The organism is Lysinibacillus sp. EB271-A1-10B, from assembly GCF_058791335.1.
This window is the reverse complement of record NZ_JBYTDL010000001.1, coordinates 360,758-377,435: the sequence shown is the minus strand read 5'-3', so window position 1 is coordinate 377,435 and position 16,678 is coordinate 360,758. Positions and strand designations below refer to the sequence as shown.

The window sequence follows — 16,678 nt, the reverse complement described above, 5'->3', positions numbered from 1 at the left end:
CTATTTTAAGGATTTTGAGTATTATGATTAACGCTTGAGGTCAATAGCAACTAATTTATATAAACACCTATCTTTACTAGAAAGGAGGTACCTCTTAGTGGAGGACAAACATTATCACAATATCCCCAATTGGTATCAGCAATGTCTTGTACATTGTGAAGTCTTAGGTATATCAAAAACAACTATCAAATTGTTCATCCACCTTCAGGAACAAAAACATGAACAAAATAATGAAGAAGTTAAAAATCAAAGGTTATGAAAAAAGCACCATTATTAAACCAAGATTGAACTACAAATTGAAAGAAATAAAAGATGTTCAATTATCACTTCATTTTGAAGAAATAAATTCTATTAATATTAAGAATGAGAAATAAAGTATAAAAAATTCCTTTCCAGTCAAGATTGATTATAAAAATAAGACTGGAGGGAACTATATAAACGACCAATATCGTGTTGTAAAAGTAAGTTACTCTGAAGAATTATCATCCGAATCTGAATTATGGTTTAGAAGATTTATTGAAAAAAGACTTCTTGATCATGTTGCCAAAAATGATTATAGACTCCGAGCTTTACTGATTAGTAGAAAATAAATTTACGAAAGGATTATTACATGAAGGAAAAAAATTTGATTATTGTTTATAGCCGAGTGAGTTCCGCTGCTCAAAATCTTGAATTACAAGAAGCGGCTGCAAATCGGTATCTTGAGTCAATGGGATATAGTGGAGAAGAAAATTTTATTATTAGACTAGATGATCACGATGTTTCAGCTACGAAATTAAAAATGGCTCAAAGACCAAGTTTAATGCAACTAATTCGTTTAATTAAAGAAGGTAAAGTTAAAACAATAGTTGCTTATAAACGGGATAGGTTGGCAAGAAATTTTTACGAATTCGTCGATATAACAAAAATTTTTATTGAATATGATGTCGAAGTCATTTATACAGCTAGTAATGAGCCACCATTTAAGAAAAAGTTAGCTTTGGAAGCTTTTTACGGGATGTTTGCACAGATGGAAGGCCAGAATATCAGTATACGTACTGCGGATGCGAGAAAGCAATATCCATCAAATATTTTTGGATATAAACGAATTACTTATGAGACAAGTAAACCACGTTACATTGTTAATGAGGATCAGAAATGTTTGATTGAATCATTAGTCACGGATTTCAGTAAGGTTACAAATGAAGAACAGTTCCTTGATTATTTAATGATTAAAAGAAAAGGATTAAAAGATCCAGACAAGATAATTAAAATCTTAACAAATCCTTTTTATTCAGGGCATTACGAATCAAAAAGTCATTATCAGGTGCTACTTAGGAAACCGAAAGGAAATGTAGTAATTACATTCTTACAAAAACTGCTTTCCTTAAATCGCTTAATATCAAGCGGTTTAGAGCATAATCATTCGGTTTCTCAACCATCTTGGAATTCCTCGATGGTTAAAAAACCGAACCCTTAAATTTATTTATGGTCAAAAAACCGAAAATTTAAACCTGAGAAAATACATTTCCTTAAATGACTTAAAATATAAAGGTATAAAAAATGAATAAACGCAAAGGGATAACCCCATGGAAGGTTTACACAAATGTGTAGATCTCTCTGTGGGGTTTTTCTTTTTAAAGAGAACTAAAAAGGTGTGGAATTAGGTGTTGTTATAAGAAGATTTTGATAATAAGTAACTAATATTATCAATTCAAAGCGAATACACTTTAACAACCCATAACATCGGAGTGATTTATTATGAAGGAAGTAAGTCAGCACCAAACGTTGGGTGAAATTAACATAGGTGGCGTAAAGTATTTACACAAACCAGACGATAAATTTGATTTCCTAAAGGATATTTCAGGTAACGAAGTAAAAATACATCTAAAATTTACTAAAGATAAAGAAAAAAGAAAAGAAGCAAAAAATGCATTAAAAACGTTTTTTTTAGAGATATTATAAATATCTCTTATTAAGGCGAAAGAAACGGGTGTGTAAAAATGAAACGAGTTTGGTGTCTTTTTCGAGTATCGAAGAAACAACAAGTCAGTACAGATGATGATATACCGATGCAAAAAAATTCTTGTCATCAATTCGTAAAAAATAAACCAAATTGGATAATAACAAATGAGTTATATGAAAAAGGAGTATCTGGTTGGAGAAAAACGGTAAATGAACGAGATGAAATGGCAATACTAAAAGAAGGCGCATTAAATAAAGAATTTGACGTTTTATTGGTTTTCATGTTCGATCGTTTAGGTCGTAGAGAAGATGAAACACCAGTAATGGTAAATTTTTTAATTCAGAACGGTATTGAGGTTTGGTCTGTAAAAGAGGGCCAAAGAAAAATTGAGTCTCATATTGATAAGCTTCTAAACTATATAAGCTTTTGGCAATCGGATGGAGAAAGTCAAAAGACTTCAATTAGGGTAAAGGAAGCAAAGAAGCAGCTAAGTGAACAAGGCTATTTTCAAGGTGGTTCTGCTCCGATTGGCTACAAAATAGTTGAAACAGATGAGCAGCATTGGAAAAATAGAGAACGTCGAGTTAAAGAACTAGTGCCAGATGAATCTGAATCTGAAATGATTAAGTTGATATATACGTTATATGTAAACAAACATATGGGTTATCGAAAAATTGTTGATTATTTAAATGAAAATGGATATCGAAATAGAGAAGGTAAAGTTTTTACGGTGAGTACTATACAGAAAATATTATCAAATTCAATTTACATTGGATTAAAGCGATATAAAAATGCTGTTGGTGGTACGCAACCATATAACGAAAAATTAAGAATTATTTCAGATGAGTTATTTAGTCAGGCTGAGCAAATAAGAAATAATAGGAATAGCAAAATTACCGAACAAGACAAATCAAATATACCGAGAACAGGAAAATTACTATTCTCTGGTTTAGCATATTGCAAATATTGTAGTTCAAAATTAACCCCTAATTATCTATATAGAAAAACAAAATATAACAATAAAGAGGGATATTATAAAAATACAATTTACCGATATAAATGTCCTTTAAATAAAGGGAAATTACATTGTGACCATCAACAAAATATCTGGGGCGGAAAGAAATTCGATACTCTAATTATTGATAAGATAAAAGTTATCTTATCACAATTTGAAATGAGTTCTTTCCTTGATACAAGCAAAAGTATGAAAGTGGATTTGCTAAAGCTAAAGGAACGGAATGTTCATAACTTAGAAAAAGAGTATTTAGCTTTAACAAAGCAACATGAAAAATTAAACCTTGAAATTGGGAAAACTTTAATCGGAGAAAGTTCTTTTACTGCTGAGCAGTTATCAGGAGCGATTAACGCAGTTGAAAAGCAAATAGAAGAAAAGTCATCACAATTAAATTCTTTGAAAGCAGAATTAGAAAAAGAAAGAGAGAACTATTCTGATGTGAATTACTTGGCAAATGAATTAGAAGATTGGGAGCAAAAATTTAATGAAGCAGACGATGATCTAAAAAAAGCAATGCTCTCAAGAATAATTAATAAGGTTTATTTAGGGAAAAATGAAATAGAAATTGAACTGAATATATGGTTGTCCGATTATTTTGAAGGGAAGTTTAATTAGAGTATCTAGATTTATAATTATTTTGGTTTTATGGAACAAATGTACTTCTGTGATTTTGATTAAAATCCTGTGTTGATATGCAGGATTTTTTCTTATGCCACAATCGGGCCAGATTGTGGAGAAACCTTTTAATAAGGATAGTACTCATAATCTAATACCACTAGTGAGTATATTGTGAAAAATACGAAAGCTAGTGGAGAATGTTTACTAGAAGAAAGAAAATAGATGAGTATTATATTAACAGTATTGATAATCTTAAAGAGAAAGTTGATAACTTAAAGGACACTTTTTGGTATTAAAAGAATTTATTGATTATTTTAGAGGTAAGAGTTGCAAGGTAATTGGTTTAGAAAAGATTAAAGATGAATGGATTTTACTATATAAGCTGGATACTGGATCATCATTGTATATTATGTTTAACAAACTAGAAAAGTTTAGACCAGATTGGAATTTTGGGATATTATCAAGTGTTTATTCAGATTTTCATTATAAGTCTGGAAAAAAATTTAAATATGTTCATATTGGAGATATTCAAGGCAGTGAGAAGAATAATGGATATGGTTCATTCTTAATGAAATATCTGCAGAAAGAGATTGTGATACAAAATTTTACACATATCTAAAATTGTCTTCAGAGATTGGGATCACATTAATAGACTAGAACATTTCTATAAGAAACACGAATTTACTGTAAAGTTAAATTATGATATTAAAAATGGTGAGATTAAATGGGTGAAATTTTTCTCAAAAAGTATATACCACAAACGGGCGCGATTATGGAGCAACATAGGGAGAAATCATTCAAACTTTTCTGTAAAAACGAAATTTAGGGCTGTTGATTAAAATACAAATCAATAGTCATTTTATTAAATAGGAAGAAAGTCTAATCGAATTCAATACATTTATAACATACTGATTAGCAAATCATTTTTGTTAAGTTTATAAGTGATTACGTATTTTCCTCAAATAATGCAAATTACTTCGGTTAGTTATCGTTTTTAGTAGTGTTTTTTGTTAACATTAGCCTTTGCTTCTGGAACAGGGGACTATGTACAACTATTTGAGCCGACAGCAAGTATGTTTGAGAAAGAAGGTAAAGGCTATATTGTCGCTTCGTTTGGTACTGAATCTGGGCAATTGCCGTATACATCGTTTATGGCGAAAAGCAGCTATTTAAAGGACAAAGCGAAGACAGTTCAAGGTTTCACAAATGCCTTGAAGCGAGCACAGGATTTTGTGCAAAAATCGAGTGCAGCAGAAATAGCGAAAATTATTCAGCCATACTTTGAAAATGTAGATATTGAATTAATCGAAACAGTGGTAGAGCGTTATAAATCACAGGGTTCCTATGCTACAGATCCTATTTTGGATAAAGGGGAATGGGATAACTTGCAAACGATCATGGGAGAAGCGGGTGAACTTCCTCAAAAAGTGGATTATGAAAAGCTTGTAAATACAACCTTTGCTAAAAAGGCAGCTGAGTAATATGGAATTTTTAAAAGTAAAAAATATTCACCATAGCTATTTTTCGAAAACGCAGGCAAAAGAAGTTTTACGTGATATCAATTTAGATATTCGTGAGGGTGAGTTTGTTTCTTTTATAGGACCGAGCGGATGTGGGAAAACAACGTTATTATCAATTATTGCGGGCTTATTTTCGTCTACAGAGGGCAAGGTATACATTGATGGTGAGGAAATTTCAACACACAATCAGTCTCTCATTGGCTACATGCTCCAGCAAGATTATTTATTTCCTTGGAAGACCATTGAAGAAAATGTCACTATTGGGTTGAAAATCATGGAACGAAGTAATAAAACTCATAAAGTAACTGCAAATGCACTTTTGCAAGAAATTGGTTTGCCGCATGTAGGGAACAACTATCCGAGAGAGTTATCTGGTGGCATGCGTCAACGTGTAGCACTTGCAAGAACTTTAGCAGTGGACCCTAAAATTTTATTGCTAGATGAACCATTTTCGGCACTTGATTATCAGTCTAAATTAAAACTGGAGGATTTGGTTGTTGAAACGTTAAAGGCCTATCAAAAAACTGCAATTCTTGTGACACATGATATTGGTGAAGCAATTGCGATGAGTGAACGGGTATTTCTGTTTTCTGCCAATCCGGGTACAGTGCATAAAGTATTTGAAATACCTTCAGAGTTACAAGAGCTGTCACCTTTTGATGTTCGACAGCATCCAGCGTATTCAGACATATTCCAAATTATTTGGAAGGAGCTGGAGAGTCTTGGATAATACAATGTTTAAACAGTATCAGCAAATGTTAAAAAAAGAAAAGCGCTATGTTCGATTATATCAGCTTATTATCTTACTCGTATTTTTCGGTGGGTGGGAGCTTCTATCAAGAGTTGGGTGGATTGACCGTTTAATTTTTAGTTCTCCAACGCGCGTGTGGCAAACATTGGTAGAAAAAGTGGGCGATGGTACGTTAACACTTCACGTTGGCGTTACTTTAATGGAAACGATTATTGGCTTTATTGCTGGAACACTACTGGGTACATTAATAGCAACAGTATTGTGGTGGTCATCGATGCTGTCAAAGGTACTAGATCCATATTTAGTTATTTTAAACGCTATGCCGAAAGTTGCTTTAGGACCCATTTTAATAGTCGCCCTTGGTCCTGGTTATTTTTCTATTATAGCGATGGGCGCTTTGATTTCAATCATTATTACAACCATCGTGGTTTATACGGCTTTTAAAGGGGTTGATCCTAACTACAGCAAAGTATTACAAACTTTTGGGGCAACCAGATGGCAAATATTTAAAGAAGTTATTTTACCTGCTTCCTTCCCAACGATTATTTCTACTTTGAAAGTAAATGTAGGACTTTCTTGGGTAGGTGTCATAGTTGGTGAATTTTTAGTTGCCTCAAAAGGGCTTGGTTATTTAATTATTTATGGTTTTCAGGTGTTTAATTTTAATCTTGTGCTTATGTCACTTCTCATCATCGCCTTTTTTGCGACGATTATGTATCAGGTTGTCGAATTGATTGAGAAGGCGATTATAAAAAATAATGGTTAAATGTTAAAGGAGGTGTCTCAAATAATGAGTCGCCTCCTTCGTGTTGATAATATTCCGATAAAAACAGAAATTGTTCCGATAAAACGAGATAATATTCCGATAAAAGTTAAAATTGTTCCGATAAAATGAGATTTTGTTCCGATAAATCTTGGTGAGTAGCCTGAAATGGAAATCACCTTTTTTTCAATATGATAAAGGAGGTGACGCAAATAATGGGTCACCTCCTTCGGCTGATCAGTTAAAATTCTTTATCCATCTGTGGTGAAGTACGATAAAAACGGAAATTTCCTGTTTCAATGCGTGCGACGGTATTATCTTCAATACGGTCATGACATGTTTCACACATATACGTATGAATTGGTCGATTGCGTAATTTTTTTGCTAACGGTAAATTATCATCTAAATTGTTAATAGTATCGCAAATAACGCACTTTACGCGCATTGCATTCCCTCCTACTCAGCACGAATAGCTAATACATTTTTGATAGGGTTGTCTACATTTGAACCGTCTCTAAATAGCACATGAACAGGACCATCTTCCATTAATGGCTTACCATCTTGGCTATATTTTAAAATTAATGTATAAGCTTCTTCGATTGTAAATGGATATTCTTTGTTATCTTCACATTCAATGACGATTGTTGTTGCTTCAGGTTTAATATCAGCATTTTTTAAGAAGTGACTTAATTCGATTCCGAAAGTGCCTGTTTCCATCCCTTTGCGGTCGAATTTTCGTTCTGATTTCAATGTTGGTGGGAAAGTAGCTCCTTCCATAATCTCACGTGACCAGTGAGCACCTACCTCACGCATATATTTAATATCCGAATCTTCTTCAACTTCTTTAGTGTCGAAATACGTTTTTAAATCTAATTTACGATCATCGAAAATCCAAACAGTGGGATCTAATGTTAATTGGAATGTAACTGCGCCCTTAATAGGAATTATTGTTTCCATTATAGAAATCCTCCTTAAATCTTGTATATCCATGAAATAGTATAACGCTAATGACTAGAGATAATAAAGAAATATAATTCGATTTCTCTATTTTCCAATGTAGACACTTGCATTTTTAACGACTAAAAGATAAACTTTATTAAGATAGAATCGAAGAAATATCAGATAATGGGGGCGTCCTCATGGATACTAAATCACAAACTTCTTTTCAAGAGAAGGCTTTGGAGCTTTTAGTTGCTGATGCAGATAAAATTGCTCGCCTCATTCGAGTACAAATGGATCATTTAACAATGCCACAATGCCCTCTATATGAAGAAGTATTAGATACACAAATGTTCGGCCTTTCACGTGAAATTGAATTTGCTGTTAAGCTTGGACTCATTGAACGCGAAAAAGGCAAAGAAATTCTCGATTCACTCGAGAAAGAACTTTCTGTACTACATGACGCGTATACAGACAAATAAAAAGAAAAAACTCAAACGCATTTGCGATTTGAGTTTTTTTTCTAGAATGAGGTTTTCCGATGAAACAATATTTAAAACGTTATGCACAAAATTTTGATTACCCGTTGTTTTTTACTGTTCTATTATTAAGCTTATTTGGTTTAATAATGATTTATAGCTCCAGTATGATGGTGGCGATTGCACAAAAAGGAGAAGCTCCAGATTTCTATTATCACAAGCAAGTAATCAATTTAATTGTAGCTTTTTTTGGATTATTAGTAGCAGCATTTTTCCCGTATAAACATTATGCGAATAAAAATGTTATGTTGTTATTGACGGCTGTGTTAGTTGTTCTATTTACTTGGGTAAAAGTTGCTGGTAACGGTGATACGGCAGGGATAGGTTCTAAAAGTTGGATACATGTTCCGGGTTTTGGTAATTTTCAACCTTCTGAATATGCGAAGCTATTTATAATTTTATATTTTGCTGCAGCTTTTTATCGGAAAGGACAGAAGTATACGCTTGAAAAGCTACAACCAAATGAAATATTTTATCCTATATTCCTCTGGATTCTTGTTGTTGCGGGTGTAGCATTTGAAACCGACTTGGGAGCAAGTATTATTCTATGTGGAATTGCGGTTAGTGTTGTAGCAGCGAGTGGTATTCCATTTAAAACATTTTGGAAGTTTTTTGGGGTGTTGGGCGCGTTTGGAGGAGTCATTTTTGGTATACTAATGCTGTTTAAAGGAAGTATGTTAACGACAAACCGTTTAGGACGTCTTAAATCATTCATTAACCCGTTTGAGTATGAGACTGGTAGTGGTCACCAAGTTGTCAATAGTTATTATGCCATTGGCGGAGGCGGTTTAGAAGGAAGAGGTCTCGGTCAATCAATTCAAAAATTGGGGTATTTACCTGAACCACAAACCGATTTTATTATGGCAATTATTATGGAGGAACTAGGAATTTGGGGAGTTCTTATCGTTTTAGGTGGTTTAGGGTTTATTGTATATAAAGGGTTTTCGATTGCGTTGCGCACGAAAGATCCACTAGCACGTATGATTACGGCTGGTATTGCGAGCTGGATTGGCTGGCAAACGTTTATCAATCTTGGGGGTGTAACTGGGTTAATCCCGTTAACCGGTGTCACGCTACCTTTTATTAGCTATGGCGGGACATCTATAATTATTCTATCTTTAGCGATGGGAATATTAATCAATATTTCTATGTTTGAAAAGGTAGAAAGGAGAAAGACACAATCATAAAGGGGGATATCAATGGAATCAATCAACAAAATTCTCGTAGCCAATCGAGGAGAAATTGCAATTCGTATTTTCCGTGCATGTACGGAGTTGAATATCCAAACTGTAGCCATTTATTCGCGGGAGGACAGTGGGGCATTCCATCGTTTTAAAGCAGATGAAGCCTATTTAGTAGGAGCTGGCAAGAAACCAATTGATGCTTATTTAGATATTGAGGGCATTATTACGATCGCGAAAGATGCTAATGTTGATGCGATTCATCCAGGTTATGGCTTTTTATCAGAAAACGTAGAATTTGCACGTCGATGTGAAGAAGAGGGGATTGTTTTCATTGGACCTACTTCTCAGCATTTAGATATGTTTGGGGATAAGGTGAAGGCGCGTGAACAAGCAATTGCTGCAGGTATTCCTGTTATTCCAGGTACAGATGGTCCAGTAGCTAATTTAGCGGAGGTAGAAGCTTTTGCTAGCGCATATGATTATCCAATTATGATTAAGGCAGCACTAGGCGGCGGTGGTCGAGGAATGCGCCTTGTTCATACAAAAGAGGAGCTAGCGTCCTCCTATGAACGTGCAAAATCAGAGGCGAAAGCAGCATTTGGCTCTGATGAGGTGTATGTAGAAAAGGCGATTATTAAGCCAAAGCATATTGAAGTCCAAATTATTGGCGATCAACAGGGCAATATCATTCATTTATATGAACGTGATTGCTCGATTCAACGTCGACATCAAAAGGTTGTAGAAATCGCACCATCTAATTCAATTTCGGAGGATTTAAGAAGCCGAATTTGCGATGCTGCGGTTCAATTAATGAAAAATGTCTCATACATAAATGCAGGGACAGTAGAATTTTTAGTTGCAGGCGATGAGTTTTATTTCATCGAGGTCAACCCTCGTATTCAAGTAGAGCATACGATTACTGAAATGATTACGGGTGTTGATATTGTGCACGCCCAAATTAAAGTGGCAGCAGGGTACGGTCTCCATAGTGAGGAAATCCATATTCCACAACAGGCAGATATTCCAATGATCGGCTATGCGATTCAAGCGCGTGTCACAACGGAAGACCCAGCTAATGATTTTATGCCTGATACAGGGAAGCTTATGGTGTACCGTTCAAGCGGTGGTTTTGGCGTTCGATTGGATGCCGGCAATGGCTTCCAAGGAGCTGTTGTAACGCCGTACTATGATTCGCTACTAGTTAAAATTTCAACGACAGGGATGACGTTTAAAGAAGCGGCAGCAAAAATGGACCGAAACTTAAAAGAGTTCCGTATTCGTGGGGTGAAAACGAATATTCCATTTTTAAATAATGTTGTAACGCACGATAAATTTTTAACGGGTGCATTTGATACAAGCTTTATCGATTCAACACCTGAATTATTTAATTTCCCTGAGCGCAAAGACCGTGGGACAAAGCTCTTAAGCTATATTGGCAATGTGACACTAAATGGCTTCCCTGGTGTAGAGAAGAAGTCGAAACCAATTTTTGTGCAGCCGAGCATCCCAAAAGTCGATAAATTAATCGTTCCTCCGGCAGGGACAAAGCAAATTTTAGATGCCCAAGGAGCAGATGGGCTTGTGAAATGGATTTTGGAGCAAGAGGATGTGCTATTAACGGATACAACTTTCCGAGATGCACACCAATCACTTCTTGCAACACGTGTGCGTTCACAGGATATGTTCGAAGTTGCAGATGCAACAGCGCGCATGATGCATAATTTCTTCTCACTAGAAATGTGGGGGGGCGCGACGTTTGATGTGGCGTACCGTTTCTTAAAAGAAGACCCATGGGAGCGTCTTGCTAAGCTACGAGAACAAGTACCGAATGTACTATTCCAAATGTTATTGCGTGGTGCGAATGCAGTTGGCTACACAAATTACCCAGACAATTTAATTCGTGAGTTTATCGCTGAATCAGCGGCATCAGGCATTGACGTATTCCGTATTTTCGATAGCTTGAACTGGATTAAAGGAATGGAAGTAGCCATTGATGCAGCACGTCAATCAGGTAAAATTGCTGAAGCTGCGATTTGTTACACAGGAGATATTTTTGATGAATCAAGAGCGAAATATTCAGTTCAATACTACAAGGAAATGGCAAAAGAGCTAGAGGCAGCAGGTGCCCATATTTTAGCGATAAAAGATATGGCTGGATTATTGAAGCCAGAAGCAGCTTATCGTTTAATTTCAGAGTTGAAAGAGACGACAAGTCTGCCAATCCATCTGCATACGCATGATACAAGTGGCAATGGTATTTATTTATATGCCAAGGCGATCGAAGCAGGGGTAGATATCATTGATACGGCGCTCGGTTCAATGGCAGGTTTAACATCACAGCCAAGTGCAAACTCCTTGTATTATGCAATGAAAGGCGGTAAGCGCGAGGTTCGTGCCGATATCGATGCGCTTGAAAAGTTATCGTACTACTGGGAAGATGTGCGTAAATACTATAAGGATTTTGAAAGCGGCATGATTAGCCCGCATTCAGAAATTTATGTCCATGAAATGCCAGGTGGTCAGTACAGTAACTTGCAACAACAAGCCAAAGCAGTTGGCCTTGGAGATCGATGGGAAGAAGTGAAGCGTATGTATTCCCGCGTAAACCTTCTATTTGGCGATATTGTCAAAGTAACCCCATCTTCGAAAGTAGTCGGTGATATGGCGTTATTTATGGTGCAAAATGATTTAGATGAAAACTCTGTCCTGACAAGAGGGCAAACAATCGATTTCCCAGATTCTGTGATTGAATTCTTCCAAGGCTATTTAGGACAACCACATGGTGGCTTCCCAGAGGCACTTCAAAAGGTTGTGTTAAAGGATCGTGAAGCAATTACGGTACGCCCTGGCGAACTACTAGAGCCTGTGAATTTTGAGCAATTAGAGGCGATACTAGAGGAAAAATTAAATCGTCCTGTGACAAAGCAGGATGTGCTAGCGTTTGCTTTGTATCCTAAAGTGTTTGAAGAGTATGCAAAAACAGTGAATTCCTTCGGCAATATTTCGGTATTAGATACGCCAACATTCCTTTACGGGTTAAAACTAGGCGAAGAAATCGAAGTCGAGATCGAAAAAGGAAAAACACTAATCATTAAACTTGTTTCTATTGGTGAACCGCAGCACGATGGTACGCGTGTTATATATTTTGAGCTAAACGGTCAATCTCGTGAATTAGTGATTCAAGATATGACTGTCGAAGTAGATGGCAGTCTGGCATTAAAAGCAGACCCAAACAATCCAAATCAAATTGGCGCAACGATGCCTGGAACGGTCTTAAAAGTAGTCGTATCGAAAGGAAGCCATGTAAAACGTGGGGATCACTTATTAATTACCGAAGCGATGAAAATGGAAACAACCGTCCAAGCGGCGAAAGACGGTATCGTGAAAGAAGTATACGCTCATGCGGGCGATGCTATTTCAACAGGTGATTTGTTAATTGAAATTGAATAATTGATAATAAAGAAGGTTATTAGAGGGCTTTTACAGCATACTAATAACCTTTTTTTATGGCCCATCACCATAATGTGTGGTTGATTTCCGTTACGGCTGGGCGCTTTGTTGCTGTCGCTTCGCTTTCGCACAGTTAAAACATTTGTTGTTGCTGTCGCTTCGCTTTCGCACAGAGCAGAGCTTCCTGGGGGCGTCCGATGAGCCGCTTGGGCCAACAGATGTTTTTTGCGTGAAAGCGTAGTGCTAGCGTAGCGGCAGGATGTTGGTCACGAAGGCGTTATCACAGGACGTGATGCCTTTAGCCTTCGTTCCCCTATATCGCTAATCCTCAAGGAGTCGCCATCCTTCACTCCAATCAACTAATATATAGAGCATATATTTTTAAGCTTTTTGCTTATGAGCCTTTTTTATCTTCATTCAGAAAATATTTTTGTAGCGAAAGCACACCGAGGCAACAACTAATTTTGCTATATTGTAATAATAAACTTGTTGATTTTTATAGACATAAATGGTAGAAGTGTTTGCCGAAATAAAAAAGATTCACTACTTAAAAATGTAGCGAATCTTTTTCTACTATTATTTGCTTTTTTCATTATAATTGCTACGTGCAACTAGCATTATCATGTAACAAAGTAGACCAAATAGAATTGAAATGAATAATGAATGAAGTAATGCGACTGTTAAATTCAATTTAGTTAGGACTACTAACATACCTGCGATCATTTGTAAAATTACTATAGTAAAAGCAATAATCCAGCCATAGTAAATAACGCGTTGATTTTTATATTCTTTTACAACGTGCCAAGTTATGTATGCAATCCAAATGAAAAAGATAAGAACTGCTAGGCGATGTCCCATTTGCACCCATTCATACATATTATTAAAAGGTGCGAATGGTGTTTCATTATAGCAAAATGGCCAGTCAGGGCATATTAAGCTAGAATCTGTATGGCGAACAAGCGCCCCTGTATAAACGACTAAATAAGAATAAATTGTGACAGCAATTGTATGCCAACGTAACTTTTTACCAATAAATACGTTATCGGCATCAAATTTCCGATCGACTTCAAATACAATCATAGAAAGAAGGAGCACAGCAGCAAAGGAAATAAGAGAAATCCCAAAGTGGAGGGCTAATATGAAATCGCCTTGTCCCCACAACACTTGAGCTGCTCCAATAAGAGCTTGTGCGATTAAGAAAAACATCGCTAAGAAACCTAATAATTTTACTTCTCGAATATGACCGAGTTTACGCCATGTCCAAACTGTTAACGCAAGAATTGAAATAGATACAACTCCAGTTACAAGACGATGAGAAAATTCAATTAAGACTTCTGGTGTTATTTCTTTTGGAATAAGAGAACCATTACAATCAGGCCAATTTCGACCACAGCCTAAGCCACTATCTGTTTTGGTAACGAGTGCTCCACCTAATAAAATAAGAAGCATTCCAACTGTAGCGGCAACAGCAAACCATTTCATATACTTGTTGTGTTGCATAAAATGAGTCACCTACTTTATCTATGAACATTACATGAAAGTAATGTTTCTGCTAATAGATGATATCGAAAATACAGGTAAAAAACAACTTGTAAAGAGTAGGGAGTATTAGATGTCGATTCCATTTCACAAATTGTTCATAATTTCGTACTCTAACCTTCACAATTCATTTTGGAAAATGATTTACTATAGATATGTTGTTTTTATTATATTTCTAGACAAAGCTAATTTTTACAACTTCATCTAAATTTCACTTAATGTCTAGAAATCAATCGCAAATTTCGCTATAGTAATTGGTAGCGGAATATGCTTACAAAAATGAAAGGAGAGGTATCATGTCAAACGGTCGTGCACTGACGGCTACTAGAAATGGTGGACCAGCATCAACATCTGTTGTGAAAGATTTCTTAGCACTGATAAAAATTGGAATTGTTAACTCGAATCTTGTCACAACGTTTACAGGGATGTGGCTGGCATTTCAATTTACTAGTAGACACTTCTTGCAAGAGCTTGATGTCATATTGTTCACCATGCTGGGTGCAGCATTGATTATAGGTGGCTCGGGCGCAATGAATAACTTTATTGATCAGGATATTGACCCAATCATGAAAAGAACGAAGGCAAGACCGACAGTAACGGGTAGATTTAAGCCGAATTTTGTACTGACCATTGCCCTCTCATTTTTAATTGTAGGTGAAATTTTGTTATTTGCGGCATCGTTTGCGGCCGGCATGTGGGGACTTGTAGGAATATTTGCTTATGTTGTTCTGTACTCAATGTGGTCAAAGAGGAAGCATGTTAGTAACACGGTTGTAGGAAGTATTTCGGGGGCAATCCCACCAGTTATTGGGTTTGCAGCTGTTGAGCCTACATTAGGTGCTGGAGCACTTGCCTTATTCCTGATCATGTTTGCATGGCAACCACCGCATTTTTATGCACTTGCTATGAAACGTACTGAGGAATATCGTGCAGCTAATATACCAATGCTACCAGTAGTAAAGGGATTTAAACGAACTAAGTACTCAATGTTATTCTGGATTCTTTTATTATTACCGTTACCTTTCCTTTTACCGGAGCTTGGGATTGGCTTCTTAATTCTTGCGACTGCATTGAACTTGGGCTGGTTGATTCTAGCTTTTAAAGGCTTTACGACAAAAGATGATATGAAATGGGCAAATAAAATGTTTATCTATTCTTTGAATCATATGACCATACTATTTGTATCCATCATAATTTTTGCGTTGTTTAGCTAAATGTAGGAATTCTTTCTTTTCTTAAAGAATTCATATAGACAGAACTGATGTCCTAGGTACACATGAAAATACAACAAAGAAAGAGGGGTTTAATTAAGCTATGATGAAAGGGCTTAAAAAGTGGCGTCTTTTTTCACTACTAGCAGTGATGATGGTTTTCCTTTCTGGTTGTGGTGAAGATTATATTTCTGCACTGAAACCATCTGGTCAAGTAGGTAAAGAACAATTTAATCTATTAATGCTAGCTACTGGAATTATGACGTTAGTTGTAGTAGTAGTATCCGTTGTCTATTTACTTGCATTCTTAAAATTCCGCCGTGCAAAAGTTGGCGAAAATGTTATTCCTAAGCAAGTAGAAGGAAGTCACACTCTTGAAGTGATTTGGACAGTTATTCCAATTATTTTATTATTAATCTTAGCTGTACCAGTTGTTACGGCTACTTACAAATTTGCAGATGTTGCTGCGATGGACGAAGTAGATGAAAACGGTGACAAAACAGCACTTACAGTAAATGTAACTGCAAAATTATATTGGTGGGAGTTTGAATACCCTAACCAAGGTATTGTAACGGCACAAGAATTAGTAGTACCAACAGGTCAAAAAGTTTACTTTAACTTAAAAGCTGCCGATGTTAAGCACTCATTCTGGATTCCTGCTATAGGCGGTAAAATGGATACGAACGTAGATAACTTGAACAAGTTCTATCTAGAATTCGATAAAGAATCAAAAGACCTTAAAGACGGCGTATTCTATGGTAAATGTGCTGAGTTATGTGGTCCTTCACATGCATTAATGGACTTCAAAGTTAAAGCATTAAGCCCAGATGCATTCGATACATGGGTAGCTTCAATGAAAGCAACAGATGGTAAAAAGGCTGACAAAGCTTCAACAGATTTAGGGGAAGCAACATTTGCTCAGAGCTGTATGGGTTGTCATGCTATATCAGGTACAAGTGGTGCAGGCACACCAGGTCCTAACTTAGCTACTTTTGGTGACCGTAACCGTGTTGCTGGTTTCTTAGAACATACTGAAGAAAACTTAAAAGATTGGATTCAAGATCCTGGGAAATTCAAACCAGGTAACTTAATGATGAATCCAGAAGGCACTGCGCCAATTTATGGCGACTTAACTGACGAAGAAATTCAAGCTCTTGCAACGTATATCATGGGCTTATCTGTTGAGAAATAATTTTAGTTTTAT

The 16,678-nt window shown here is 36.1% G+C and carries 15 protein-coding genes and 1 pseudogene; 13 read left to right on the top strand and 3 right to left on the bottom strand.

Features of this window, described 5'->3' with window-relative positions; translation table 11 throughout:
• Positions 1–218: 218 nt before the first annotated feature.
• The 8 genes and pseudogenes from AC3WSK_RS01805 to AC3WSK_RS01770 all read left to right on the top strand — a co-directional run bounded on the left by AC3WSK_RS01805 (position 219) and on the right by AC3WSK_RS01770 (position 6,615).
• Positions 219–374, top strand: a complete 156-nt coding sequence (locus AC3WSK_RS01805; protein WP_427482062.1) for a hypothetical protein — start codon at positions 219–221, stop codon at positions 372–374.
• A gap of 236 nt (positions 375–610) precedes the next feature.
• Complete coding sequence (locus AC3WSK_RS01800) at positions 611–1,459, top strand: recombinase family protein (RefSeq protein WP_427482064.1); 849 nt, start codon at positions 611–613, stop codon at positions 1,457–1,459.
• Positions 1,460–1,740: 281 nt separating this feature from the next.
• The gene (locus AC3WSK_RS01795; RefSeq protein WP_427482067.1) at positions 1,741–1,944 is read left to right on the top strand and encodes a hypothetical protein; all 204 of its coding nucleotides are present in this window, start codon (positions 1,741–1,743) and stop codon (positions 1,942–1,944) included.
• A 38-nt stretch (positions 1,945–1,982) separates the two neighbouring features.
• Positions 1,983–3,575, top strand: a complete 1,593-nt coding sequence (locus tag AC3WSK_RS01790; RefSeq protein ID WP_492411579.1) for a recombinase family protein — start codon at positions 1,983–1,985, stop codon at positions 3,573–3,575.
• Between the two features lie 289 nt (positions 3,576–3,864).
• Entirely contained in the window at positions 3,865–4,197 is a 333-nt protein-coding gene (locus AC3WSK_RS01785; RefSeq protein ID WP_427482071.1) for a hypothetical protein, read from the top strand.
• 400 nt (positions 4,198–4,597) lie between these two features.
• Positions 4,598–5,059 (top strand): annotated as a pseudogene (locus AC3WSK_RS01780) (ABC transporter substrate-binding protein); the annotation flags it as partial.
• 1 nt (position 5,060) lies between these two features.
• On the top strand, positions 5,061–5,828 hold the full coding sequence (locus AC3WSK_RS01775; RefSeq protein WP_079559726.1) for an ABC transporter ATP-binding protein: 768 nt from the start codon (positions 5,061–5,063) through the stop codon (positions 5,826–5,828).
• Positions 5,821–6,615, top strand: a complete 795-nt coding sequence (locus tag AC3WSK_RS01770; protein ID WP_492411576.1) for an ABC transporter permease — start codon at positions 5,821–5,823, stop codon at positions 6,613–6,615. The genes AC3WSK_RS01775 and AC3WSK_RS01770 overlap by 8 nt, the downstream gene beginning before the upstream one ends.
• Before the next feature lie 238 nt (positions 6,616–6,853).
• On the opposite strand, the gene AC3WSK_RS01765 is transcribed toward AC3WSK_RS01770, so the two are convergent.
• Together AC3WSK_RS01765 and AC3WSK_RS01760 are read right to left on the bottom strand one after the other, a co-directional pair.
• Entirely contained in the window at positions 6,854–7,057 is a 204-nt protein-coding gene (locus AC3WSK_RS01765) for a YlaI family protein (RefSeq protein ID WP_079559728.1), read from the bottom strand.
• An 11-nt stretch (positions 7,058–7,068) separates the two neighbouring features.
• The gene (locus AC3WSK_RS01760) at positions 7,069–7,569 is read right to left on the bottom strand and encodes a molybdopterin-binding protein (protein WP_079559729.1); all 501 of its coding nucleotides are present in this window, start codon (positions 7,567–7,569) and stop codon (positions 7,069–7,071) included.
• A gap of 182 nt (positions 7,570–7,751) precedes the next feature.
• Here AC3WSK_RS01760 and AC3WSK_RS01755 point away from each other — a divergent pair, with 182 nt between their 5' ends.
• Genes AC3WSK_RS01755 through pyc form a run of 3 tightly spaced genes read left to right on the top strand, consistent with a single transcriptional unit; the run spans position 7,752 to position 12,724 of the window.
• Entirely contained in the window at positions 7,752–8,033 is a 282-nt protein-coding gene (locus AC3WSK_RS01755) for an Fpa/YlaN family protein (RefSeq protein ID WP_079559730.1), read from the top strand.
• 59 nt (positions 8,034–8,092) lie between these two features.
• On the top strand, positions 8,093–9,277 hold the full coding sequence (locus AC3WSK_RS01750) for an FtsW/RodA/SpoVE family cell cycle protein (protein WP_492411573.1): 1,185 nt from the start codon (positions 8,093–8,095) through the stop codon (positions 9,275–9,277).
• A 12-nt stretch (positions 9,278–9,289) separates the two neighbouring features.
• Positions 9,290–12,724, top strand: a complete 3,435-nt coding sequence (gene pyc, locus AC3WSK_RS01745; RefSeq protein WP_492411571.1) for a pyruvate carboxylase — start codon at positions 9,290–9,292, stop codon at positions 12,722–12,724.
• Positions 12,725–13,300: 576 nt separating this feature from the next.
• On the opposite strand, the gene AC3WSK_RS01740 is transcribed toward pyc, so the two are convergent.
• Entirely contained in the window at positions 13,301–14,224 is a 924-nt protein-coding gene (locus AC3WSK_RS01740; RefSeq protein WP_079559733.1) for a COX15/CtaA family protein, read from the bottom strand.
• Positions 14,225–14,559: 335 nt separating this feature from the next.
• On the opposite strand from AC3WSK_RS01740, the gene cyoE reads away from it, so the two are divergent.
• Positions 14,560–15,477, top strand: coding sequence for a heme o synthase (gene cyoE, locus AC3WSK_RS01735; protein ID WP_079559734.1), 918 nt, complete (start codon positions 14,560–14,562; stop codon positions 15,475–15,477).
• A 100-nt stretch (positions 15,478–15,577) separates the two neighbouring features.
• Complete coding sequence (coxB, locus tag AC3WSK_RS01730; protein WP_079559735.1) at positions 15,578–16,666, top strand: cytochrome c oxidase subunit II; 1,089 nt, start codon at positions 15,578–15,580, stop codon at positions 16,664–16,666.
• Positions 16,667–16,678 lie beyond the last annotated feature (12 nt).